The following is a 22235-nucleotide window of genomic DNA, read 5'->3' as shown; positions in this document are numbered from 1 at the left end:
CACGGATCGCGCCGACGTGAAATCGTCACCTGAGTTGAGGCGATGAAATCTTCAATAGGCCGGCATTCGAACGGCCCCATCGATTCGAATCCGCAAGCGAGCACTGCAATGCAGATCACTGAAGAGACGTCACGAAATCTATGACACCGAGCCGGTACCTAATGTTCTGCCGTCAACAATTCAGGAACGTCAGTGCAAGGGAATGCCCGAACGATTTCTGAAGGCCGTCCGTCATGGATCATCAAAAGTTGAACGACGCGCTCCAGGCGTTTCTCGACGGATCGTTCGTTCTGGACCCGTTGCCTGACGCCTGACCAGATCGATTGCGTCCGCCACGACGTCACGGCACGAGAGTTTCGCAGTGGTTCGGCCGTCTGCGCTTGTGGTGCTCCGTCCAATCAGTGGCTGGGATAGCGCGCGATCTGGCCCGCAACGGCATTCGCAACATAACCATTTGAGGTGGCACAAGCTCGTAAATCAATTGCGTCGGATGGCGCGCTCGGTTAGCGCGATGTGGCGGTGCACCGAGACGTTCAATGAGGAATCATGGGCAGGCATGCGGCGAATACTTCAGTTTGTCGTCCTGATTTCGAGGTTGTCAATCAGGCGCGTGCTTCCCAGGCGTGCAGCGGCCAGCACGACCAGGGGATCGCCAAAGGTAGGTGCCTGCAGATCCCTTTGCCGGCGCAGCGCGAGGTAGTCGGGCTGCCAGCCGCGCGCGCGGAGCGCCTGCGTCGCGCGTCCCTCGATCGCAACCCAGTCGCGCTCGCCCATGCGAACGGCCTCCGCCATGGACCGCAACACATGCGCCAGGTGCACGGCCTCGGCGCGCTCTGCCTTGCTCAGATAACCATTGCGTGACGACAGCGCCAGGCCGTCGTCCGCGCGCTGCGTCTCGCCGCCGACGATCTCGATCGGCAACGCGAATTGCTGGACCATGTGTCGGATGACCATCAGCTGTTGATAGTCCTTCTTGCCGAACACGGCGACGGCTGGCTGCACGCACGCGAAGAGCTTCATGACCACTGTGCAGACGCCGACGAAGAAGCCCGGCCGAAACTGCCCTTCGAGGATATCTGCCAAGGCACCGTCGGGATGCACCTTGCACGTCTGCGGCCCGGGGTAGAGCGCGCGTTCGTCTGGCGCAAAGAGCACATCGCAGCCCGCCGAGCGGAGCTTCTCGCAGTCGCTGTCCCAGGTGCGCGGATAGGTGTCGAAATCTTCGTGCGGCAGGAACTGCAGTCGATTGACGAAGATGCTTGCCACCGTCACGTCGCCAAGCGGCTTCGCTTGCCGCACCAGCGCGAGGTGGCCTTCGTGCAGGTTGCCCATGGTGGGCACGAAAGCCGGTCGTCTGAAGCGACTCAGATGGTCTCGCAGTTCAGGAATTGTTCGGGCGATGTACATGCTTGATGCGCCTACCAGGCGTGGAGTTGATCGTCGGGAAAGCTGCCATCCTTGACCGCGCGCACGTACGCCTGCATGGCTTGCAAGATGCCCGGTGCGTCGGCCATGAAGTTGCACACGAACTTCGGCAGCTTGCCGAGTCCGACGCCTAGCATGTCGTGCAGTACCAGTACCTGGCCCGCGGTGCCGCGGCCAGCACCAATGCCGATGGTGGCGCAATGGCGCAGCTCTTTCGTGAGCTCGGTGGCCAGCGCGGCCGGCACCATCTCGAGCACCAGCATCGAGGCGCCCGCATCCTGCAGTGCGTGTGCCTGCTGCTTGAGCAGTTTGGCGGCTTCGATGCCCTTGCCCTGAACACGGTAGCCGCCCAGCGCGTGCACGGTTTGCGGCGTCAGCCCGAGGTGGGCGCACACCGGAACGCCGCGCTCGACGAGAAAGCGTACCGTGTCCGTGGTCCAGCCGCCGCCTTCGAGCTTGACCATGTGCGCACCGGCCTGCATCAGCTCGCAGGCACTGCGCAGCGCCTGTTCGCGCGATGCGTGGTAGCTGCCAAAGGGGAGATCGGCGATAAGCCAGGCAGTGCCCTGCGCACGGCGCAGTCCACGCGCGACGCTTTCGGTGTGATAGCGCATCGTGTCGAGCGAGACGCCCACTGTGCTGGGCAAGCCCTGGCAGACCATGCCCAGCGAATCGCCGACCAGCAGGCACTCGACGCCCGCAGCATCCGCCACCGCCGCAAAGGTGGCGTCATATGCGGTCAACATGGCGATCTTCTCGCCGCGTGCATGCATGTCGGCCAGGCGCGGCAGGCTCAGCGGCTTGCGTGCGGATGGCGTAGTTGGCGCAGAGCCCGGGGGCAGGGCGCCGTAGGGTGTGGCCGCATCGGCCGCAGTAAGCAGTGACATGGCAGATCTTGCGTGCTGGCTGCTAGCGACGATCGGATCAGGCTACGGCGGCTTCGCTCGAAGCGGCCTGCACGGGAACGTGCGCACGCTCTTCCTTGACGCGGTTGGCGTCGTCAACGAATACCAGCTTCGGTCGATACGCCGGCACGTGGTCTTCAGGCACCAAGCCGAAGGCCGCGATGATGAGCAAGTCGCCCACCGCGGCTCGACGCGCAGCAGAGCCGTTGACGGAAATGATGCCCGTGCCGCGCTCGCCGCGAATCGCGTAGGTCACGAAGCGCTCGCCGTTGTTGATGTTCCAGACATGGACCTGCTCGTTTTCGGCGAGGCCGGCGGCATCGAGCAGGTCTTCGTCGATGGCGCACGATCCTTCGTAGTGCAGTTCGCAATCGGTGACCGCGACGCGATGGATCTTGGACTTCAGCAGGGTTCGGAACATGCGTGAAAACTCTTTCTCTCGGTAAAAGGATGGATGGACGGTGTCAGCCCGCGGCCGGCACCATGATGGTCGGCGCTGCGGGGGCGGCGAGCGCCGGGTAGTCGCGGCTGAAATGAAGGCCTCGGCTTTCGCGGCGTGCCTGCGCCGAGCGCACGATCAGATCCGCCACCTGCACGAGGTTGCGCAGTTCGAGCAAGTCACGTGTGACGTGGAAGTGCGCATAGAACTCCTGGATCTCGCCTGTGAGAAGGGCGATGCGGTTCGCCGCGCGTTCGAGACGCTTGTTCGTGCGCACGATCCCCACGTAGTCCCACATGAAGCGGCGCAGTTCGTCCCAGTTGTGCGAGATGACCACCGCTTCATCGGCATCGGTGACGCGGCTGTCGTCCCATGCGGGCAACTCGATGCGCTCGCGCGCAGGAGCCTGCGCGAGGGCCGTCGCTGCCGCGCGCGCGAACACCATGCATTCGACGAGCGAATTGCTCGCGAGCCGGTTCGCCCCGTGCAAGCCGGTGCAGGCGGTCTCGCCGATCGCGTAGAGGCCGGGCACGTCGGTGCGGCCGCTGAGATCGGTCAGCACGCCGCCACAGGTGTAGTGCGCCGCCGGCACCACGGGAATCGGCTCGCGCGTGATGTCGATGCCGAGCTCGGCGCAGCGCGCGAGGATGTTCGGAAAGTGTTCTTTCAGGAATGCCGGGCTCTGATGCGAGATGTCCAGATGCACACAGTCCAGTCCGTGCTTCTTCATCTCGAAGTCGATCGCGCGCGCGACGATGTCGCGCGGGGCGAGTTCGGCGCGCGCGTCATGCGCCGCCATGAAGCGCGTGCCATCAGGCAGCAGAAGCCGTCCGCCTTCGCCGCGCACTGCTTCGCTAATCAGGAAGGATTTCGCGTCTGGGTGGTACAGGCAGGTTGGGTGGAACTGGATGAACTCCATGTTCGCCACACGGCAGCCCGCGCGCCATGCGGCGGCAATGCCATCGCCCGTGGCAGTGTCGGGATTGCTCGTGTAGAGATAGACCTTGCCCGCGCCGCCTGTGGCCAGGATCGTGTGCGTTGCGCGGAAGGTCACGACCTCTCCAGTCGCAGTGTCCAGCGCATGAAGTCCCTGGCAGCCGGCGTCGGGCAGGCCGAGCTTGCGCCCAATGATCAGGTCGACCAGTGTGTGATCCTCGAACAGCGTGATGCCCGGTGTGCACCGCACCGCCTCGATCAGCGTGCGCTGCACGGCTGCGCCGGTGGCATCGGCCGCATGCACGATGCGACGCTGGCTGTGGCCGCCTTCTCGCGTCAGGTGCAGATCGCCATGCTCCAGCGAGAACGGTACGCCAAGTTCACGAAGCCACGCAATGGCCGCCGGGGCATGCTCGACCACGAAGCGCGTGGCTGCCAGATCGCACAGCCCTGCGCCGGCCACGAGCGTGTCTTCGACATGCGAGTCCATGGTGTCGCCCTCGGCCAGCACGGCAGCGATGCCGCCCTGGGCCCAATGGCTTGCACCGTCGTGCAACGCGCGCTTGGTGATGACGGCCACGCGGTGCGTGGGCGCCAGGTGCAGTGCGGCACTCAGACCCGCGAGCCCGCTGCCGACAATGAGCACATCGAATTCATGAAAAATCACAGGTCGTCGCCCTTGAACCAAATGACAAACGGGGCGAACCATAACCGACTCTTGCGATACGCTAGCGTGCATTTTTGAGGAGACAGTGGTCGTGTACATCGCTGCTACGATCGCGCCCATTTGCTCAATGAGCGTGGCCTCGCAACCGATGATGAAGATGGAAAGTACCCTCGATTTTTCTTCCGCCGAATGGCTTGCCGTGGCACGCGCTGATGCGCAGCGGGCCCTGCATGAAGACGTAGGCAATGGCGATCTCACGGCCTCGCTGATTCACTCCGATCGCCGCGCCCACGCCCGGGTGCTCGCGCGTGAAGCTGCCGTGTTGTGCGGCGCGCCCTGGGTGGAGGCGGTCGTGCGCGAGCTGGACCCATCCGCGCGGATTGTGTGGCATGTGGCCGAAGGCACGCGTTGTGCCCCTGAGCAGACCGTGCTCGAAATCTCTGGCAGTGCGAGGGCGATGCTGACCGCCGAGCGCACCGCACTGAACTTTCTGCAACTGCTCAGTGCTGTGGCGACCAAGACAGCCACCTACGTCGATGCAGTGCGCGGCACACGCGCGCAGATCGTCGACACGCGCAAGACGCTGCCGGGCCTTCGCCTCGCGCAGAAATACGCCGTTCGCGTCGGCGGCGGCACGAACCATCGCATCGGCCTCCATGACGCCATCCTCATCAAGGAAAACCACATTGCGGCGGCGGGCGGCATCCGTGCCGCATTGCATGCGGCCCGGGAAGTGGCGTCGCGTGCCAGCTTCGTCCAGATCGAAGTCGAGACACTCGATCAACTCGATGAGGCCTTGGCCGACGGCGCGCGCATGGTGCTCCTGGACAACATGGACCTGGCAACGCTGCGCGAAGCCGTGCGCCGCAACGATGCCGCTGGCGATGCCCGCGCCGTGCTCGAAATCTCGGGCGGTGTGACGCTCGAGAGCGTCCGAGCGCTAGCCGAAACCGGCGTGGACCGCATCTCGGTGGGCGCTCTCACGAAAGACGTGAAGGCCGTGGACTTCTCGATGCGGTTTCAGGAAGCCTGAACATGTCATCTGCTCTCATCAGCGTCGACTACGAGCAACCGGCTTTGCCTCGCCGGCAGAGCGATGCCGTCGTTGAGAACGACGGCCCTGCCTGCGATACGCGCCGAGCCTGGGCGCGTGTGCCGCCTGAACCGTCGCGCAGCGAGCGTGCCGCACTGAAGGACCGTATTCGGCACCTCCTCGTCGAGCGCAACGCTGTGATGGTGTCTCACTACTACGTTCATCCCGATCTGCAGGACCTCGCGGAGGAGACCGGCGGCCTGGTCAGTGATTCGCTCGAGATGGCGCGCTTCGGCCGCGAGCATTCGGCGCAGACACTCGTTGTCTCCGGCGTGCGCTTCATGGGCGAGACAGCCAAGATCCTTTCGCCAGAAAAGCGCGTGCTGATGCCTGACCTGGACGCCACGTGTTCGCTCGACCTCGGGTGCCCTGAGGATGCGTTCAGCGCGTTCTGCGACGAGCATCCGGACCGCACGGTGGTCGTCTACGCCAACACCAGTGCCGCGGTGAAGGCGAGGGCGGACTGGCTCGTGACCTCGAGCTGCGCGCTCGATGTCGTGCGCGCGCTGACGGCGCAGGGCCAGAAGATCCTCTGGGCGCCCGATCGCCATCTGGGCGACTACATCCGCCGCGAAACCGGCGCCGATATGGTGAGCTGGCAGGGCGCCTGCATCGTGCATGACGAGTTCAAGGCGCTGGAGCTCGAACTTCTGATGAAGGACCATCCCGGCGCGAAGGTGCTCGTGCATCCAGAGGCGCCGGCCGATGTGATCGCGCTGGCCGACGCGGTGGGATCGACCTCGGCCATTCTGAGCGCCGCACAGCGCATGGACGCGACCGAGTTCATCGTCGCGACCGACAACGGTATGCTCCACAAACTGCGCACACTCAATCCAGACAAGACCTTCATCGAAGCGCCCACTGCCGGTAATTCGGCTACCTGCAAGAGCTGCGCGCACTGTCCCTGGATGGCAATGAACGGCCTTGCGGACGTGGCGCGCGTGCTGGAAACAGGGGCTGGCGAAATACACGTTGACCGAGCGCTCGGGCTACGGGCTCGAGTGCCGATTGATCGGATGCTGGCCTTCACGGCCGCACTCAGGAGTGGGCAGCTCACGGGTGCGCTCGCTGCGGGATTGGGTGCGGCTTGAGGCGGTGGGACCCGGGCGCGAGTGGAACGGTCGGTCGGTAGCACAGAAGTGGCACGCGCCATGTGCGATGGATACACCGTCTTGTTGCCAACTAGGACCCCTTCCTCAACATCGCGGGATTCGTCAAGAAGATCCCTTGTGACCCGCTGAAGGATTTCGCTACGGTGTCGCTCGTGGTCCGATATGGAGTAGCCATGATGGTGCGGACCGACACGCCATCCGCTGGGGTCATCCGGAGGTGCTTGCACAGATCGAGAACCGCGCGCGACGGCGGCGGCGCGCCTTCGAACGCGTAGTGGAGCGGGTAGCTCATCCACTCGACCATGCTCTCTAGCATGGAGACGTCGACGCGGATGCCCTGTCCCGTGCGGCCGCGTTGCAGCAATGCGGCCAGCTCCGAAATGGAGGCGTACATGCCCGCCGCGTTGTCTGTGACGGAGCAGCCAGCCTTTGCGGGCTCGTCGGGCGTGCCTGTCACGCTGAGAGAGCCGGCTTCGCTGTGGATCAGGAGGTCGTAGGCTTTGCGGTCGCGGTAGGGGCCGTCGTCACCGTATCCGGAGATATCGCAGACGATGAGGCCCGGATGCTTCGGATGCAGGACGTTGTAGGAGAGAGACCGAGCCACGCGGCGGCGCCTGGCGCGAGTTCTGCACTCTGCGGCAGGTTCGCACGAGGCGGCGTCAGATGGCTCGAGCCACTCCCTGCCAGTAGGAGGCGCGCAATGCCTTCTTGTCGACCTTTCCGAAAGGCGTTGTTGGCAGAGCTTCGGCGAAGTCGAGTTGCTTTGGCGCGATCAACGGGCCTTTGCATTCCCGAACATATGCAATCAACTCATCAGCAGTCACTTTTGCCCCGCCACGTAACACCACGATTGCCGCCACGGCTTCGCCCCAGACTTCATGTGGCACGCCAATCACCGCGGCTGATGCGACCGAGGCGTGCGCCGTAAGAACATCCTCCACTTCGCGAGGGTAAACGTTGGACCCACCTGAAACGATCATGTCCTTCTTGCGGTCGACAATCGACAAGCGGCCGCTGGTGTTGGCAAAGCCGATGTCTCCGGTGTGCAGCCACTCCCCCGAAAGCGCCTCCTCCGTCGCGTCCGGTTGTTCCAGATAACCCTTCATCACGGACGGGCTGCGCACACAAATCTCGCCGACCTGCCCTGTGGGAAGTGGCTGATTGTCATCGTCAAGAATCGCGATTTCGGCAGTGGCCATTGGATAGCCGCACGCTTCGAGTGATGAGGGATCGCCAAGGTCGTGATCGGCGCGGCGCAGGATGGCGATGGGAGTGCATTCCGTTTGGGCGTAGAGCTGTGAAAAGACAGGACCAATGCGTTGTATGGCTTGTTTCAGCCTGACCGGTGATATCACTGAACCAGCGTAAACCACGAGCTTGAGACTGCCAAGATCAAAATCTTCCAGCGGTGCATCCAGAAGTTTGTAGATCATCGTTGGCACCATCAATGTCGCGCTGATGCGCTCGCGCTGCACAGTCTCCAGGACCTGTCTCACGTCGAATTTCTTCATCAGATGAACCGTGCCGCCGCGCATCAAGGTTGGCGCAATCAGCTGTCCGCTGACGTGGCTGATCAAGGCGGTCGCCAGGTATTGCACCCCGTCGGGCAGTTCAAGTTCGCCGTTCATGGCGATCGCCATCAATCCCACCTGACCTGCCTCGCGCACGATCGCTTTCTGGCGTCCGGTCGTTCCGCCGGTGAAATTTAGAGTTCCGATATCCGTGGACATGGCCCGCTCGATCGGCTCGATGCGTTCGCATTCCTCGATCAGCGCAAGAAGGTCCATGCCCTTTGCACCAGTCGGGCCGACGCAGAATAACCGCACGTCGGGGAGCGCCGCGGCAAGCTCATTCGCCCGCTCCTCAAAAGCATCACTGTCGACGATCAAAGCGACTGCGCCGACATCCCGGACTTGGGAAATCTGCGACTCAAGCGAACTGAGCGGATGCAGCCAGCTTGTCGCAGCGCCCAGCCCCTGGACCGCAACGGAAGCAGACCAAGTCTCGTACCGATTTTCCGTCAACAGCGCAACGCGGGAACCGCGTCGAATTCCGTGCGCGTCTAGGACGGCCTGAACTTTCCCCATGAATTTGATGACCTGATCGTAGCTAACCGCGACGCCACCCTGGCTGAACGCAATCCGACCCGGGTATCTGCGCAAAGCACGCAGCACCAGCGAAAAAAATGTGGGAGGTTGATGCAGTTTCATCGTGATGCCAATCGTGTGATTGCTCAATCCAGCTTGATCTTGGTGTGCGAGATCAGCTCAGCCCAGAGTGCTTGCTCGCGCACAAGGTACTGCGCGAACGAGTCTCGGGTGCCTCCCACCGGCTCGAGACCCAGGGCGTCCAGACTCTTCTTGCGAAACGTTGCATCGGCAAGGATCTTGTTGACTGCAAGATTCATTCGGTCTAGCACAATCGGCGGCGTGCCGGCCGGTGCACTTATACCGATCCAGTTCTCGCCGGAAAATCCGAGCTTCTGTTCGCTGATGGTAGGTACGCCTGGAAAGTACTCTGATCGGCTTTCGCCCATGAGGGCAATCGCGCGCAACTTTCCTGAGTCGATGTACTGCGCCACGGCGACGTGCGCCAGCATGGCTGCGTCTACATCGCCCGCCAACAGTCCTTGCATCAGCGGTGCCGAGCCGTTGTAAGGGACATGAGTTAGATTGGCACCGAACACCCGGTTGTATTCGGTGAGAAACACATGCGATGTGCTGCCGACACCGAAGGTGCCCCAGTTGATCTTGCCAGGGTTCGAACGATCCAGGGCGGCCAATTCGGCGAGGCTGCGCGCCTTGACGCTCGTCGGGACCACGATCGCAGCGACCATGTTCGCCATGCGGACGACTGGAACTAGCTCAGTCTTCGGATTGTAGGAAAGCTTCGAGTAGAGCTGCGGGTTGAGTGACATGATGTCACCATTGACGATGCAAAAGGTATAGCCGTCAGCCACGGACTTCGCGCACCGTGTAGTTCCGATGATTCCGTTTGCGCCCGCCCTGTTATCCACCACTACAGGCTGTCCGAGTTCCTTGCTCAACGCCTCCGCCACTGGCCGCACGAAATTGTCCAGGACGCCCCCCGGCGGGTATGGAACAACCAGCTGCACCGGCCGCGCCGGCCAAGACTGGGCGCATACGCCTTGGCATACCAATGCAATGAGGCTCGCAAGTGCCAACGCCGCACGTCGTCTGAAAGTCATTTTTGTCTCCTATCGCTGAATTTTTGAGGCGCATCGCCTGGGGAACCCGCATGATCGCGACGACACCTGGCGCTGGCAATTCGCCATTCGAAAAGAGCAGTTTCGAGCCGCTTAACTTGGGGGGCTCTCAGCCCGCGGAGGGCTGGCTTTCTCCATCCGCACGCAGCATCTCGACGAATATGCGGGCGAACGGTGGCAGTTCGTCCATATTCCTCACGCAAATGAACTGGGGCCGAATTGACCACTCATCTTCCAGTCGGACGATGCGAATGTTCATTGACCTGGCATGGCGCTCCGCTGGCAATTGCGTCAGCACGCCGACGCCGATTCGCGCCTGCACCATCCGGCACAGCGCTTCGAAGTTGCCAACCTGAGCTCTGAGACTGATACGGCGCCCCAATACTTCTGCCTGCTCCTGAAGAAAGACGTGCAACGTGCTGGACTGGGACAAGCCGACGTGATCAAAGTCAAGCGTGTCAGCGAAGGAGATGGAAGATCTTTCCGCCAGCGGATGATCCGCGGACACCGCCAATACCATGTGGTCGTGGCGATAGGGGATCACCTCCAGCCCGGACGTTCCGACATCTCCCAGAATCACGCCAACGTCGATCACGCCCTCGGATACGGCTCTCACAATGTCGCTTGACAACCTCTCTCGCAGATCGACACTGGTTCCCGGATTGCTGGATAAATACCGTTGGATCACCGACGGCAAGAACTCACTGGTCGCGGTGGTGCTAGCCATGATCCGCAACCGGCCACTCACCCCTTCGGTGAAGTCCACCAATTCGCCGCGCAGTTGTTCGATCTGATCAAGGATGAGCCGAGCGTGCTTGATCATGGACTGCCCCGGAACGGTGAGCGTCATGCCCTTGCTGGTCCGGTTGATCAGTCGCGCTCCCACTGATTGCTCAAGCTGCTTGATGCGATTGCTTGCCGCAGGAAGCGAAATATGAATCTGTTCCGCCGCGCGCGTTAGGCTGTTTGTATTGGCAATGCACACCATCAGCCGAAGATCCGTGATGTCGAACTGGATCACGCGCCTGAAGTGTTCCGGCGCCCTAACGTTGCCGTTCACCATGACCGCCCAGAACGGTCTACGCGACTGCGTTTCGCTTCATCGACTTTCCCATGCTGAAAGTCAAGTTTCGCATTACTGAATAGACGACGACCATCATTGCTGCAATGCTCAGTAATCGCCAAATGATCGGCACGCTGCAACATGCAATCCACCACTGAGTTCAATGCGTCCCCCTTGCCCGTTTCACCATTGGGTCGGCTGAAAATTGCCATCACCGTCGACGACATGCTATTGCTGCGCGGGGTGCCGATGGCACCCGCGCACAGTGTGCCATCAAACGTGCAGGCGATTATTTCCGCATTGAAGTCGCACGGCGTTTCTGGTGTCTATCAGTTTTCCAACACAGCGCCTGTGGAGGACGATCCGGGACTGCTCAAGGTCTTCGACAAATGGGTTGAAAGCGGCCATCACGTCGCAAACCATACACACCACCACCCCCCTATCAACTGGGTCGATGCAGACGTCTACGCGCGCGACATCGAGAAGGCAGAGAAATATCTCGGTCGCTACATCAATCACGCCCCACGGCGCTGTTTCAGGTTCTGTATGGATCTATGGGGTGACACGGCCTGCAAGTGCCAGGCGATTCTGGGCCGGCTCGAGCAGATGGCCTACACACCCATACCCGTCAGCATCGGATTTCACGATATAAGCTGGAACGCGGCGTACTGTCGGGTGCTCGGGCGTGGATCGGCCGAAGAGGCCGCGCATCTTCGTCAGGCCTACGCGGACAGCGCACTGCACGAACTGCGGGTACACGCCGCGAACGCTCGTGCCGTCTTTGGTCGCGACCCAGTCCATATCTGGCTGATCCACGGTACCTCCATCGCAGCGGACTGCCTCGACAGCATCCTTGCCCGCTTTCGCCATGCAGCGGTGGACTTCGTTTCGCTTGATGAAGCCATGAGCGATCCAATGAACGCAAAAGTTCCGCCTCGAGTGAGTCCCGAGTTCATCTTTCAAGTCGAGAAATGGGCACTCGCACTCGGCGTACCCGTCAACGACCGGCACCCGCTCATCCTTGAGGAAATTGAGAAATTGCACCCCTTGCCGGGCGAAATGCAGGTCGATGTCACTCTGCGAATGCGGGAGTACATCGCAGCCGCGACGGGGGCCAAGGTACAGCCCATCCCACTTTCACCTGATCAAAGACATTAAGAGGAGCCATTGGCCATGCAGTCACCGTCCTTCGATCCCCATCAATACGCCGGCGTGCGCTATGCACACTTGACGCCGGACATCGTCAACATTGCGATGTCCCGTCCAGCGGTGAGAAACGCGCAAGATATGGAAATGACCTATGCGCTCAATTCGGCCTTTGACCGTGCAGCGCAGGACGACGAGGTGAAGGTCATCATCCTTTCTGGAGATGGAGATCATTTCTCCGCTGGGCATGACATGGGTGGCGATGGAATCCGGACATGGCGTGACTTTCGCACTGTCGGCACATGGGCCGCATTCGATGGTGCTGGCGTGGAGGGACTCTACGGGCGAGAGAAGGAAATCTATCTGGAGATGTGCGAACGCTGGCGCAATCTGGCCAAACCGACCATCGCCGCGGTGCAAGGCTCTTGCGTGGCGGGCGGGCTGATGCTCGCGTGGTGCTGTGACATGATCATTGCCGCTGAGAACGCTCGGTTTCGTGATCCAACGTTGGAATTTGGTGTTGCGGGAGTCGAGTTCTTCATGCATCCATGGGAACTAGGCACGCGCAAGGCGAAAGAATGGCTGATGACCGCGGACTGGCTGAGCGCGCAAGACGCGCAACAATGCGGCATGGTCAATCAAGTGGTTCCGACGGACGCATTGATGGAGCGCTCGCTCGATTTGGCCAAGAAGGTCGCCACTAAGGGAAGCTTCGTCCTCAAAGCAGTCAAGGAATCCGTGAATCACGCCCAGGACGCAGGCGGCCGTCGCGGCGCCATGATGCATGCATTCGGCCTGCACCAACTCTCGCACCATCACAACAAGCAGCAATGGGGTATGTTGGTGGATCCGAACGGAATTCATCCGGCTCTTCGCGAGAAGATCCGGGTGCGATTCAACTTGGCGGTGTTTCCTGGCACAGACCGCCAATTGGGTTCCAACCACCCGGCTGTCGAGTCTTGACCTCCAAAGTCCTACAGATCGACCGAACCACGAGGGTGTACGGTAGCATCACCGCGTCCGCGTTATCCCACTTCAGCGCTTGCGCCACGGCGAAGCCGATGTTCTGGATCGGGGGATCCTGGATGCCGCCGGCATAGACGAGGCCCGCACTCACCCCACTTTCATCGGCGCAACGCAGCGTGCCGAACATGTCGGTCGGCATCTGCAAATGCAACATGTCAAGAGAGCCGGAGTCGATCTGTCAACAGAAAATAAAGGAATGCGGCGCCGCCTGCCCTAGCCCGGATTGTCGGGTGCATCGCCCCGCATACGCACTTCCAGCAACTCCAGCAGCGCGCGCAAGGCTGCACTGTTGTGCCGGCGCTGCGAATACGCCGCGTAGAGCCAGACGTCACGCGGCATGAATTTCCTGAGTACCGGGACTAGGGTGCCACGTTCCGTGTACGGCTGAGCCAGCAACGCCGGCACACACACCGCGCCGATGCCCGCCAGTGCCGCGGCGATGAGAGTGCCTGAGTCGTTTGCATCCATGCGTCCGTAGATCGGAATGTTGTACGGACCGCCGTCGACCTCGAACGGAAGATGCGGTGTGCCCGGCGAAAGCGAGTAGGTGAGCACGTCGTGCCGTCGCATGTCGTCAGGTGTCTTGGGGATGCCGCGCTTGGCCCAGTAGCTGGGCGTGGCACAGAGAATGAGTTCCACACGTTGGAGGCGACGCACGATGAGGTTCTCATCACCGATGCGCCCGAACCTCAGGGCGATGTCGACACCTTCCTCCACGAGATCGACCACGCGATTGCCGATCTGCAGATCAATATGGACATCTGGATAGAGCGTGAGGAACTCGCTCAGCAGGCTCGGGAACTCGGTTTGCACGAGCCCGTGAAGACCTGCAACGCGAAGACGGCCGCTTGGGTGTGAGGCATGCGCCTGCAATTCGCTCTGTGTCAACTCGACCATTTCCATCAGCGGCGCGCTGCGAAGCTGGAGCAGCCTCCCAGCATCGGTCAATGTTACCGACCGAGTTGAGCGGTTCATGAGCCGGACCTTGAAACGCCCCTCAAGGCTCGCAACATGCTTGCTCACGCTGGCCTTCGAGATGCCTAGCTTGCCCGCCGCGCGCGAGAAGCTGCCCACATTGGCGACCTCCAAAAAGGTCTTCAAAAGATCAAGCCCTTCCATAAAGCCTCCCAGCCCGACCGGACTTTCGCAGTGGAATTGCCACCCGCCGCCTATTCCGCCTTTGAGAAACGCTTGGGCGTGCGCTAGCGCACGGCCTTCGCGAGGACCTCATCGGCTTCCCAGCCACCTCCCAGCGCCATGAAGACGGCGACTTGATCCTCTGCCAATTGGGCAGCGGACGTTGCAAGAGCGGCTTCGTTGGCCGCCAGGGTGCGCTCTGCATCCAATGCTTCAAGCTGGCCCGTCTTGCCGTTCACATAGAGGGTGCGGGCTTGACGCGCGACGATGGCACTTTGCTCTCGGGCAGCGGAGAGCGCAGCATGACGTCCCAGCTCGCGTGCGTAGACATCGAGCGCCGTTTCCACCTCGCGCAGTGCGGTGAGCACGGTTCCGTCGAAGCGGGCAGCGGCGAGTCGCGTCGTTGCCTCTGCCTGTGCGATGCGCGCATGAGCGACCCCTGTGTTCGGCAAAGTCCAGCTGATCAATGGCCCCAGGCTGTAGCTGAGCGATTCGCGGTTGCCAACCCTTGCCAGGAAGCCAGCCGAGCCGGCCGAGAGTCCCAGCGCCACCTTGGGGTAGAGATCGGCAGTTGCGACGCCGATGCGGGCAGTGGCTGCCGCCAGACTGCGTTCGGCCTGACGAACGTCTGGTCGCCGGCGCAGGAGGGCCGTGCCATCTCCCACCGGTAGCAGTCCTGCCAAGTGCGGCGGCTGCTCACAATGGGCGACGGCCGCAGGGAAGTCGCGTGGGGCGGCGCCTGTGAGTGTCGCGAGCCGGTACAACGCGCCTTGGCGCTGAGCCTGGAGTGGCGGCAGCGCAGCACGGAGTTGTTCCAGTTGGCCTTTTGCACGTGCAATGTCGATTTCCCCAACCTTGCCCGCTTGCCGAAGGCGCTCCGAGAGTCGGATCGCTTCCTCCTGCAGACGAACCGACTCCTGCGCTGCGCGCAAGCGATAGCCGCTTGAACATGCTTGCGCATAGGCATGTGCCGTACCTCCGGCGACGCGTACGCGTACCAGGTCGGCCGCCGCCTGCGCAGCGCCGGTGCCTGCCTCAGCCGCTTCGATGGCGCGCCGCAGTTGACCGAAGAGGTCCAGCTGATAAGAGAAGGACACACCCGCGCTGTATGTGCCGTGGGTGGGTGGCTCGTAGTCGCTCTGCAGCAGACTCAAGCCCGACACGTGTCCAAACCCGGGGCCGCCACTGACCGTCACCGCCGGTCTCTCACTTCCGTGCAACTCGGCCTCCAGCGCTTGATCGCGCTCCAGGTTGGCAACGGCCTGCCGCAGGTCGGTGTTGTGTTCGAGCGCCTGTGTGACCAACGCGTCCAACTGCCGGTCGTTGTAGAGCCTCCACCAGTGCGGCGGCAGAGTCGTTTCTGCCCCATAGCCACCGGCGGACTGGAATGTGCCCGCGGAGGCGGCTTGTGCGAAAGAGAGCGGGGCGGGGGCGACATAGTCCGGCCCAACGGGCGGGTTGGCACAACCTGCGAGAAGTGCACTTGCCGCCGTGGCGGCAACCAAGAGTCGGTACATGACGTTCATCCCCGGCTTTCTGAAATCCGGGCCGTGGCCTCCGTGGTCCGAGCGGTCTCGAGTATTTCAACGGTGACCGTCTGGCCTGCTACCAGAGGGGTGCCCGAGGACGACTGATCCAGCTTGACTCGCACGGGCACGCGCTGCGCAAGCCGCACCCAGTTGAACGTGGGATTGACGCTGGGAAGCAGGTTGGCGCTGGTACTGCGGTCACGGTCAGCAATCCCCGCGGCGATGCTGTCCACGGTGCCCTCGAGCGCCGCGGCACCCATGGGCGTGACTCGCACGCGGTCGCCCTGATGAATCCGAGCCAACTTGTTTTCCTCGAAATAGCCTTCGACATAGATGGAACCCGCGTCAACCAATGCCATCACCGGGTGGCCGGCGCTCGCATAGGCGCCCTCGCGGAGGTCGAGATTGGTGACGCGGCCAGCGGTGGGTGCGCGCACCTGGGTGCGTTCCAGGTTCAACGTCGAAGTGTTCAACGTGACCTGCGCCTGCCGCAACGCTGCTTCGGCCGCTTGAAGTGCGCCTTTGGCCTGGTCTACCTTCAGCCGCGACTGCTCGCGAGCTTCCAGCGAGATCAAATCGCCCAGGTCGGAATTGCGCTTGCTCTCGCGCTGCGCCTGTGCGAGCGTGATGCGCTGGTTGCTGATCGCGATGCTCTGCGTCGCGACGGCGGCCTGGGCCTGTTCTCGCGCCAGCTCGAAGCGGGCCTTATCCACCGAGAACAGCAAGGCGCCAGCGCCAACGGACTGGTTGTCGTGCACCGCCACATTCGCGACCATGCCAGACACATCAGGCGCGACTTGCACGACATTGGCCCGCACGCGTCCGTTGCGTGTCCATGGGGCGAGTTCATAGTGGTCCCATAAGCGCCAGCCTGCCCAGCCGGCTGCGGCCACCATTAGCACGGTGACCAACAGACGAATGGCGGGTCGGACAAGACGGGAAGTCCGGATGGACAAGGAGAGGGCGTCAGATTTCATAGGTGGAACCGGTCCGGTTTAAGGCGAGGTGGCGATTGCGCCAGTGAGATGAACCAAGGCGTAGAGCACCAGGACGTACAGCGAAAGATCAAACAGGGCTGGGTGCCAGATCCATCGGTAAGCACCGACAGTGGCCAGCAGGCGGCGCGTTGCCCAGGAACACGGAAGCGCGCCGCCTGCCAGCAGTAAAAGCCAGGGCAATTCCACGCCAAAAAAGTTGACTTCAATCATGGTTGGAGCGCGAGGGGAGCTGTTGGAAAGAGGTTGCGTCGAAGACCCACGAGTGCCGCGATGGCAGGCCGCTCGGCATCCGCCATCAGGGCATCAAGCAACAGCCGATCGATATGCGGCAGCAGCGATGCATGACGCAGAGGCGCTCCTGCTACCTGGGCGCGGAAGACGAGGACCAATTGCTTGAAAAGGCGGCTGACAGGTTCTCCCGGAAGGCGCCCGCGATGCCGCTGCAGCGCGACGATGTCCCCCCCTAAGCGCAACTCGCGCAGTGCGCGGTGTGCGGCAAGCTGGACCTCTTCGGGACCGTCAGGCGCGACGCGCGGCGCCAATAGCGAGATCCTGTCGAGCATGCGGCCGGCGTAGGCGTCGTGGTCGAACGGGTTTGGAGGAAGAGCAGCCAGATGGGCAAGATCGTTCCAGGTCGCACGTCGTATGCGCGCGGCAGTCCAGTCACGACCCACGCTGCGCATGACAGCGGTGACGCGGGCCGCGATCACCGCACCCACAAACAAAGCCAGGTTGGAACTGATGAAGCTCACCAAATCGGCGGTGGCCGTGTCTTGGAGGGCGAGCGTTCCGGCGACACCGAAGAACATGCCGAGGGCCGCCAGGGAACTCGCCGGCCGTGCCATGTAACACCCGACCACCAAAAATAGAGGCGCGATGCACAGCACCAGCATGCCGAAGTCATGTACCAGTGGCATGACCCCCAAGAGATAAAAGGCGGACACGGGCAACGACCACAACAGCGCCGTGATGAACTTGTGCATGGCAGGCGCCGGATCGTCCATCGTGGCGAAGAAGCTGCAAAAGACTGCAGCGCCCATGGCCATGGCGGATCCCGAGGGCCAGCCCGTCGCGATCCACAGAGCACACGATATGCAGGTGCCCAACACCGCAGTGATAGCCGATCGCAGCGCGAGTCCTCTGTCCAGGTGAAGCACCCTGCGACCCAGAGATGCGGTGCGCCGCAATGGCGCCGGGTTCCCGGCAATGCCAGCGTCGATATCGTTGCGCAGCGTGATGCAGGCAGCCCAGTGCGCGACCAGGTCCTCCAGGCGGGTTGCCAAATCAATCCGCAGCGCGCGGACCCAGAGGGAAGCGGCCGGACCGTCCGCGATGGCACGAAAGGCGGCGCGTGCTTCGCCCACTTGTGCGCCTGTCGCGCTCGGGTTCAGCCAGCTTGAGTGCCCCACGAAAGCCGAGCCGATGTCATCCGGCACTCCCCCCGTGGCGGTGCACAGCGCTTCCAGGCGATCCTCTACCGCCGACAGCACCGGGGTTAGGCCGGCGATGCGGTCTTGCAGGGTGTCGATGGCGCCCCCTGCCCAGCGCAGGTTGGTGGTGTCAAAGGGTATATGTGTGGACAGCAGACGCAGTTGTGTGATGTCCAGAGCCAGCCGCTGGCGGTCCACTGCAATACGTTCGTCCTTTGCTTCCTTCGGTGACTCGCGTAGCAGGTCAGTGAGCCATAGGCGCGTATCGCCAAGTGCTCGATCCATCACGCCAAGCAAGGAAGGGCCCAAGCCTGCAGGAAGCGCGATGCTGTGGACCAAGCTGGCACACAGGATTCCCAGCCCGATTTCAGTGACCCGTGCGACGGCCGTGTCGAACATCGCCGCGGGGGCTTCCACCAACGGGAACCCGATCAAGGCGGCTGAGTAGCCGGCCAGCATGAAGACGTAGGAACGCGCGCTTCGGTCCAGCAGCGAAAAATAGAGGCACAGTCCCACCCACAGCGCCAAGGTCAGCGACAGGAGCTCTGGGGCACCAGACAGCGAGGGGACAAGAACCACGGTCGCTGCGCAACCGAGCAACGTGCCCAAAAACCGATAAAGAGCTTTGGAGCGCACATGGCTGGCCAGAGGGTGGGCCACGATGTAGGCGGTCATCATGGCCCAGAAGGGCCGAGGTAGCCCGAGGCGGCTGGACAGGTAAAGCGCAAGCATGGCTGCGACGAAGCTCTTGAGAGAAAAGAGCAACTCCTGTCGAGAGAAACGAGGCAGCGTGCTCATGCTGCGTCGCCCTGAGGGCCGGTGCGGGCATGCTTCAACAAGAAGCGGGAACGCGAGAGCAAACCGGAGACGGTGATGCTGACGACATCGCGAAGCCATTGGTGGGCGAGGCAGGCCAGCTGTGTCAGATCGCGCGCCGGAATCGTTGGACACAGCGGCATGTCGAAGCGCTGCAGGAGAGAATCCTTGAGTGCTTCGCTGGTGGCGTTGCATGATCGACGCACCACGCCAATCAGCACAAGGCCGATGAAAAGGATGAAGAGTGACCGGGCCGATACCGTCTCATCCTTGTTGCGAATCATTATCATGTATCGATGCTATCGACTGGCCATCGAGCCGAGAATTGCAAACTTGGACGAACGACTTCTCTTTTCGGTCATCGTTGAGGCGGCGCGTGCATTGGCAACAATGAGGAGCCCGCATAGGCAGACATAAGCCGGGTGGCGGGAGCAACACCAACTTTCTCAATATGCGAAGAGCAGAATTCGGTGAGCCAGGTCTGGACTACGAACCGTCAGTACCCGTGATGGCACTGCGCGTCGATGTGGCGGCGCGCGAGCGAGAGATCCCTGTTCACGAGCACCGATCTGGCCAGCTCGTGATCGCACTGCGCGGTGCCGTCTCTTGTGATGTGCCCGGTGCCCTATGGATGGTCCCGCCTCAGGCGGGCGTGTGGATTCCGGGCGGCACGCCACACAGCAACCGAGGGACGGCGAACGCGCTGATTTTTTACCTCTTCGTGGAACCTGGCGCTGCTCCTTTGCCTGCCCGTTGCTGTACCTTGCGTATCAGCCCGATGCTCAGCGAGATGATTCAGTACCTCGCAGGATTGCCGCCCTTCTACGAAGCTGGCGGACCGACCGATCGACTGGCGCAGGTGCTGCTTGACCAACTTTGCACGATGCCCAGGGAAGAAATGTTCCTGCCGATGCCTGAGGACGCAAGGCTTAGAAAGATTTCAACGGCCATGATGCTCGATCCCTCCGATCGCAGGACCCAGACGAATTGGGCAAGTGAACTGGGCATGAGCGATCGAACGTTGAATCGACTCTGCACCTCGCTGACGGGCCTGAGCTTTGGACGCTGGCGACGCCAGCTGCAGATGATCGTGGCACTTCGGGAGCTGTCCGGTGGCGCGACCGTCCAGCAAGTCGCCTATGACCTGGGCTATGAGTCGCCCTCTGCCTTCAATACGATGTTCAAGAAGGCTTTTGGAAAGCCACCCGCCACCTACATCAACGACCGCTTTCGAGTCGGTGCATGACACGTGGTTTCAGGTCAGCGCGTCGCCGAAAGCCAGCGGCCATCCAATAGACACACTCACCTGTAGGCTCGGGCGTGGGTCACACCACCGTCTACCACCAGCGTGGAGCCCATTACATAGTCACCTGCACGCGACGCCAGGAATATCGCCGCGCCCGCGATGTCCTCTGAAGTGCCGATGCGTCTGGCGGGTATGTACTCGGACAGTTCGTCCCCGCGGTCGCGCGCGTTTCTGTTCATCTCGGATGGAAACGCACCAGGTGCAATGGCGCTGACCGCGATGTTGTCCTGCGCCAGGCGCAGCGCCATCCGCCGTGTCAGGTGGATCAAGCCCGCCTTGCTGGCTACGTAGGAATAGTTCTCCTGAGGATTGAGCGCGATGCCATCCGTGGAGGCAATGTTGATGATCTTTGCCACACGCGCCTTGGCCGCGGCGCGCAGCGGCTCGGACAGCGCCTTCGTCAAGAAGAAGGGCGTTTTCAGATTGAGATCGACCACCTTGTCCCAGCCGCTTTCGGGGAAAGCATCAAAGTCTTCCCCCCAGGCAGCGCCAGCGTTGTTGACCAGGATATCCAGCGCGGGTTCATGCTGAGCGTAGGCAGCGGCCAGAGCCTGGCAACCCGCGACCGTGGACACGTCATAGGGCAGTGAGACGCAGTGGCCGTTCTTCGACAGCTCTGCAGCCGCCAAATCGCACGCTGCAGCTTTGCGCGCGCTGATGTAGACGCGTGCACCCCGGCCCAAGAATCCTTCGGCGATCATGCGGCCTATGCCCCGTGAGCCACCGGTGACAAGCGCTGTGCGGCCTTGCAGAGAAAAAAGATCTTGCGTCATCGTCAGCCCACGTCGAGAAGGGCTCGCCTCACATAGGCCGTTCCATCCAGCAAGCGCCGAGCAGTTCGAGTGAAGTGCACTTCACGGACCGTCCACTCGTCGTCGGCAGAGCGAGCCACATTCGCAAAAATCCCGATCACACCACTTGGGTGCCCGATGCGGATGCGCGTCGGGCCGGCATGAGTTCCTCGCGCCTCAGCCGGAATCGTCCCCGCGATCTGCGCCGCCACGGAAAGGCAGACCGAGCCACCGCCAGGGAAAGCCTTGTGCATCGCCCCGCCATTGAGAACCATGCGCGCAACGAAGTCGATCTCCGACGACTTGACGATTCGACCGCTGCCGATGGTCCGATAGTCTTGCGGTGCGCCGATGAGGATCTGATAGGGAGTGAGGGTCCCTGACTCTGGCAAGTTGCAACGATTGGCGGCCCAGCGCCTGACTTCCTCGGCCATCTCGTAGATGTCAGGACTGAGCTGACCGGGAAGTTCCGTGCCGGTAACGCCCAGATCCGCCGCGCGGATGAAGACACACGCCGTGCCCACATCGACGATCGAGACGGGTATCTCACGACCGAGCTTTGAGACGTAGACCGAATCCCGTGCCTGCCCGGTGGGCAACAGCCTGCCCGTCGTGGCGCCGCTGGTGCCGGAGTAGTCCAACGCGACTTCAGCGCCCTTGGCGGGCACCCCATCCACTTCGCTGTCACCTTCCACGCGCGGCTCGCCGTCCGCACATTGCACCACCATGCGCAGGATCTTGCCGGTGTTGGTGTTGTGCACTCGAACGGTGGTGGAGGGTTCTTGCACAGGAATCAATTGCTCCTGCAGCGCGTAGACCCCCGTGGCCGATGAAATGTTGCCGCAGACGATCTCGAAGCTCACGCTTGGCTGATCGATCCCGATCTGCACAAAGGTGTAGTCGATGTCTGCGTCAGGGTGTGACGGAGGGCCAATGATTGCGCATTTGCTCGTGAGGATGTCGGCTCCGCCAAGCCCATCGATCTGGCGCACATCGGGGCTGCCGAACAGAGCCAGTAGAAATCGCTGCAGCGATTCCGGCTCCGACGGCACATCACGCTGTGCGAGGAAAACCGCCTTGCTTGTGCCGCCGCGCATCAAGGTGACCGGAACGCGAATTTGTTCTTTCATTCATTCAGTATCCGCGTGCACACGGTGGCCGTCATTGCAGTTTGGCTGCTGTCGGTTTAG

At 62.1% G+C, this 22235-nt stretch carries 20 protein-coding genes and 1 pseudogene; 5 read left to right on the top strand and 16 right to left on the bottom strand.

The features are described 5' to 3' along the window. Nucleotides 1-570: 570 nt before the first annotated feature. The 4 genes from panC to nadB are packed head-to-tail and all read right to left on the bottom strand — an operon-like array spanning nucleotide 571 to nucleotide 4414. Nucleotides 571-1407, bottom strand: coding sequence for a pantoate--beta-alanine ligase (gene panC / locus AC1DSF_RS19140; protein ID WP_478183242.1), 837 nt, complete (start codon nucleotides 1405-1407; stop codon nucleotides 571-573). A gap of 11 nt (nucleotides 1408-1418) precedes the next feature. Continuing rightward, on the bottom strand, nucleotides 1419-2312 hold the full coding sequence (panB, locus tag AC1DSF_RS19135) for a 3-methyl-2-oxobutanoate hydroxymethyltransferase (RefSeq protein ID WP_478124196.1): 894 nt from the start codon (nucleotides 2310-2312) through the stop codon (nucleotides 1419-1421). Nucleotides 2313-2349: 37 nt separating this feature from the next. Beyond that, on the bottom strand, nucleotides 2350-2751 hold the full coding sequence (panD, locus tag AC1DSF_RS19130) for an aspartate 1-decarboxylase (protein ID WP_478124195.1): 402 nt from the start codon (nucleotides 2749-2751) through the stop codon (nucleotides 2350-2352). Nucleotides 2752-2794: 43 nt separating this feature from the next. Then, the gene (nadB, locus tag AC1DSF_RS19125; protein ID WP_478183241.1) at nucleotides 2795-4414 is read right to left on the bottom strand and encodes an L-aspartate oxidase; all 1620 of its coding nucleotides are present in this window, start codon (nucleotides 4412-4414) and stop codon (nucleotides 2795-2797) included. Between the two features lie 115 nt (nucleotides 4415-4529). On the opposite strand from nadB, the gene nadC reads away from it, so the two are divergent. Next, nucleotides 4530-5405, top strand: coding sequence for a carboxylating nicotinate-nucleotide diphosphorylase (gene nadC, locus AC1DSF_RS19120; RefSeq protein ID WP_478124193.1), 876 nt, complete (start codon nucleotides 4530-4532; stop codon nucleotides 5403-5405). A gap of 2 nt (nucleotides 5406-5407) precedes the next feature. Further along, entirely contained in the window at nucleotides 5408-6556 is a 1149-nt protein-coding gene (gene nadA / locus AC1DSF_RS19115; RefSeq protein WP_478124192.1) for a quinolinate synthase NadA, read from the top strand. A gap of 259 nt (nucleotides 6557-6815) precedes the next feature. Here the strand turns inward: nadA and AC1DSF_RS19110 are convergent. From AC1DSF_RS19110 to AC1DSF_RS19095, 4 genes and pseudogenes are all read right to left on the bottom strand, one after another. Further along, nucleotides 6816-7201 (bottom strand): annotated as a pseudogene (locus AC1DSF_RS19110) (CoA transferase); the annotation flags it as partial. Between the two features lie 35 nt (nucleotides 7202-7236). Continuing rightward, complete coding sequence (locus AC1DSF_RS19105; RefSeq protein ID WP_478183240.1) at nucleotides 7237-8787, bottom strand: AMP-binding protein; 1551 nt, start codon at nucleotides 8785-8787, stop codon at nucleotides 7237-7239. Nucleotides 8788-8810: 23 nt separating this feature from the next. Then, nucleotides 8811-9785: a Bug family tripartite tricarboxylate transporter substrate binding protein gene (locus AC1DSF_RS19100; protein WP_478124190.1), complete on the bottom strand. Its 975-nt coding sequence runs from the start codon at nucleotides 9783-9785 to the stop codon at nucleotides 8811-8813. Between the two features lie 127 nt (nucleotides 9786-9912). Further along, the gene (locus AC1DSF_RS19095; protein ID WP_478124189.1) at nucleotides 9913-10824 is read right to left on the bottom strand and encodes a LysR substrate-binding domain-containing protein; all 912 of its coding nucleotides are present in this window, start codon (nucleotides 10822-10824) and stop codon (nucleotides 9913-9915) included. 183 nt (nucleotides 10825-11007) lie between these two features. Here AC1DSF_RS19095 and AC1DSF_RS19090 point away from each other — a divergent pair, with 183 nt between their 5' ends. Both AC1DSF_RS19090 and AC1DSF_RS19085 read left to right on the top strand, forming a co-directional pair. After that, the gene (locus tag AC1DSF_RS19090; RefSeq protein ID WP_478124188.1) at nucleotides 11008-12024 is read left to right on the top strand and encodes a polysaccharide deacetylase family protein; all 1017 of its coding nucleotides are present in this window, start codon (nucleotides 11008-11010) and stop codon (nucleotides 12022-12024) included. A gap of 15 nt (nucleotides 12025-12039) precedes the next feature. Next, complete coding sequence (locus AC1DSF_RS19085) at nucleotides 12040-12975, top strand: enoyl-CoA hydratase (protein ID WP_478124187.1); 936 nt, start codon at nucleotides 12040-12042, stop codon at nucleotides 12973-12975. A 276-nt stretch (nucleotides 12976-13251) separates the two neighbouring features. Here the strand turns inward: AC1DSF_RS19085 and AC1DSF_RS19080 are convergent, their stop codons facing one another. The 6 genes from AC1DSF_RS19080 to AC1DSF_RS19055 all read right to left on the bottom strand — a co-directional run bounded on the left by AC1DSF_RS19080 (nucleotide 13252) and on the right by AC1DSF_RS19055 (nucleotide 19238). After that, nucleotides 13252-14139, bottom strand: a complete 888-nt coding sequence (locus tag AC1DSF_RS19080; protein ID WP_478124186.1) for a LysR family transcriptional regulator — start codon at nucleotides 14137-14139, stop codon at nucleotides 13252-13254. Between the two features lie 101 nt (nucleotides 14140-14240). Further along, on the bottom strand, nucleotides 14241-15701 hold the full coding sequence (locus AC1DSF_RS19075; protein ID WP_478124185.1) for an efflux transporter outer membrane subunit: 1461 nt from the start codon (nucleotides 15699-15701) through the stop codon (nucleotides 14241-14243). Continuing rightward, nucleotides 15698-16681 (bottom strand): HlyD family secretion protein, encoded by a 984-nt coding sequence (locus AC1DSF_RS19070; protein WP_478124184.1) that lies wholly within the window; start codon nucleotides 16679-16681, stop codon nucleotides 15698-15700. Before AC1DSF_RS19070 ends, AC1DSF_RS19075 begins: the two co-directional genes overlap by 4 nt. Before the next feature lie 18 nt (nucleotides 16682-16699). Then, the gene (locus tag AC1DSF_RS19065) at nucleotides 16700-16912 is read right to left on the bottom strand and encodes a DUF1656 domain-containing protein (protein WP_478124183.1); all 213 of its coding nucleotides are present in this window, start codon (nucleotides 16910-16912) and stop codon (nucleotides 16700-16702) included. Next, a complete protein-coding gene (locus tag AC1DSF_RS19060; RefSeq protein ID WP_478183239.1) occupies nucleotides 16909-18930 on the bottom strand; it encodes an FUSC family protein in 2022 nt (673 codons plus the stop codon). Before AC1DSF_RS19060 ends, AC1DSF_RS19065 begins: the two co-directional genes overlap by 4 nt. Then, nucleotides 18927-19238, bottom strand: coding sequence for a hypothetical protein (locus tag AC1DSF_RS19055; protein ID WP_478124181.1), 312 nt, complete (start codon nucleotides 19236-19238; stop codon nucleotides 18927-18929). Before AC1DSF_RS19055 ends, AC1DSF_RS19060 begins: the two co-directional genes overlap by 4 nt. A 161-nt stretch (nucleotides 19239-19399) precedes the next feature. On the opposite strand from AC1DSF_RS19055, the gene AC1DSF_RS19050 reads away from it, so the two are divergent. Then, nucleotides 19400-20194, top strand: a complete 795-nt coding sequence (locus AC1DSF_RS19050; RefSeq protein ID WP_478124180.1) for an AraC family transcriptional regulator — start codon at nucleotides 19400-19402, stop codon at nucleotides 20192-20194. Nucleotides 20195-20250: 56 nt separating this feature from the next. Here AC1DSF_RS19050 and AC1DSF_RS19045 read toward each other — a convergent pair whose 3' ends face one another. Then, nucleotides 20251-21027 carry an SDR family oxidoreductase gene (locus AC1DSF_RS19045; RefSeq protein WP_478124179.1) on the bottom strand — a complete coding sequence of 259 codons (777 nt, stop codon included), beginning with the start codon at nucleotides 21025-21027 and terminating at the stop codon, nucleotides 20251-20253. 2 nt (nucleotides 21028-21029) lie between these two features. Then, nucleotides 21030-22175, bottom strand: a complete 1146-nt coding sequence (locus tag AC1DSF_RS19040) for a PrpF domain-containing protein (protein ID WP_478124178.1) — start codon at nucleotides 22173-22175, stop codon at nucleotides 21030-21032. Nucleotides 22176-22235 lie beyond the last annotated feature (60 nt).

It is taken from the genome of Variovorax sp. 01N429 (assembly GCF_056399425.1).
This window is presented reverse-complemented; position numbering and strand designations above follow the sequence as displayed.

What these genes read in the sequence shown, in the direction of transcription:
- panC (WP_478183242.1), bottom strand. Translation starts at nt 1,407, where the DNA reads ATGTACATCGCCCGAACAATTCCTGAACTGCGAGACCATCTGAGTCGC.
- panB (WP_478124196.1), bottom strand. Translation starts at nt 2,312, where the DNA reads ATGTCACTGCTTACTGCGGCCGATGCGGCCACACCCTACGGCGCCCTG.
- panD (WP_478124195.1), bottom strand. Translation starts at nt 2,751, where the DNA reads ATGTTCCGAACCCTGCTGAAGTCCAAGATCCATCGCGTCGCGGTCACC.
- nadB (WP_478183241.1), bottom strand. Translation starts at nt 4,414, where the DNA reads ATGGTTCGCCCCGTTTGTCATTTGGTTCAAGGGCGACGACCTGTGATT.
- nadC (WP_478124193.1), top strand. Translation starts at nt 4,530, where the DNA reads ATGGAAAGTACCCTCGATTTTTCTTCCGCCGAATGGCTTGCCGTGGCA.
- nadA (WP_478124192.1), top strand. Translation starts at nt 5,408, where the DNA reads ATGTCATCTGCTCTCATCAGCGTCGACTACGAGCAACCGGCTTTGCCT.
- AC1DSF_RS19105 (WP_478183240.1), bottom strand. Translation starts at nt 8,787, where the DNA reads ATGAAACTGCATCAACCTCCCACATTTTTTTCGCTGGTGCTGCGTGCT.
- AC1DSF_RS19100 (WP_478124190.1), bottom strand. Translation starts at nt 9,785, where the DNA reads ATGACTTTCAGACGACGTGCGGCGTTGGCACTTGCGAGCCTCATTGCA.
- AC1DSF_RS19090 (WP_478124188.1), top strand. Translation starts at nt 11,008, where the DNA reads ATGCAATCCACCACTGAGTTCAATGCGTCCCCCTTGCCCGTTTCACCA.
- AC1DSF_RS19085 (WP_478124187.1), top strand. Translation starts at nt 12,040, where the DNA reads ATGCAGTCACCGTCCTTCGATCCCCATCAATACGCCGGCGTGCGCTAT.
- AC1DSF_RS19075 (WP_478124185.1), bottom strand. Translation starts at nt 15,701, where the DNA reads ATGAACGTCATGTACCGACTCTTGGTTGCCGCCACGGCGGCAAGTGCA.
- AC1DSF_RS19070 (WP_478124184.1), bottom strand. Translation starts at nt 16,681, where the DNA reads ATGAAATCTGACGCCCTCTCCTTGTCCATCCGGACTTCCCGTCTTGTC.
- AC1DSF_RS19065 (WP_478124183.1), bottom strand. Translation starts at nt 16,912, where the DNA reads ATGATTGAAGTCAACTTTTTTGGCGTGGAATTGCCCTGGCTTTTACTG.
- AC1DSF_RS19060 (WP_478183239.1), bottom strand. Translation starts at nt 18,930, where the DNA reads ATGAGCACGCTGCCTCGTTTCTCTCGACAGGAGTTGCTCTTTTCTCTC.
- AC1DSF_RS19055 (WP_478124181.1), bottom strand. Translation starts at nt 19,238, where the DNA reads ATGATAATGATTCGCAACAAGGATGAGACGGTATCGGCCCGGTCACTC.
- AC1DSF_RS19050 (WP_478124180.1), top strand. Translation starts at nt 19,400, where the DNA reads ATGCGAAGAGCAGAATTCGGTGAGCCAGGTCTGGACTACGAACCGTCA.
- AC1DSF_RS19045 (WP_478124179.1), bottom strand. Translation starts at nt 21,027, where the DNA reads ATGACGCAAGATCTTTTTTCTCTGCAAGGCCGCACAGCGCTTGTCACC.
- AC1DSF_RS19040 (WP_478124178.1), bottom strand. Translation starts at nt 22,175, where the DNA reads ATGAAAGAACAAATTCGCGTTCCGGTCACCTTGATGCGCGGCGGCACA.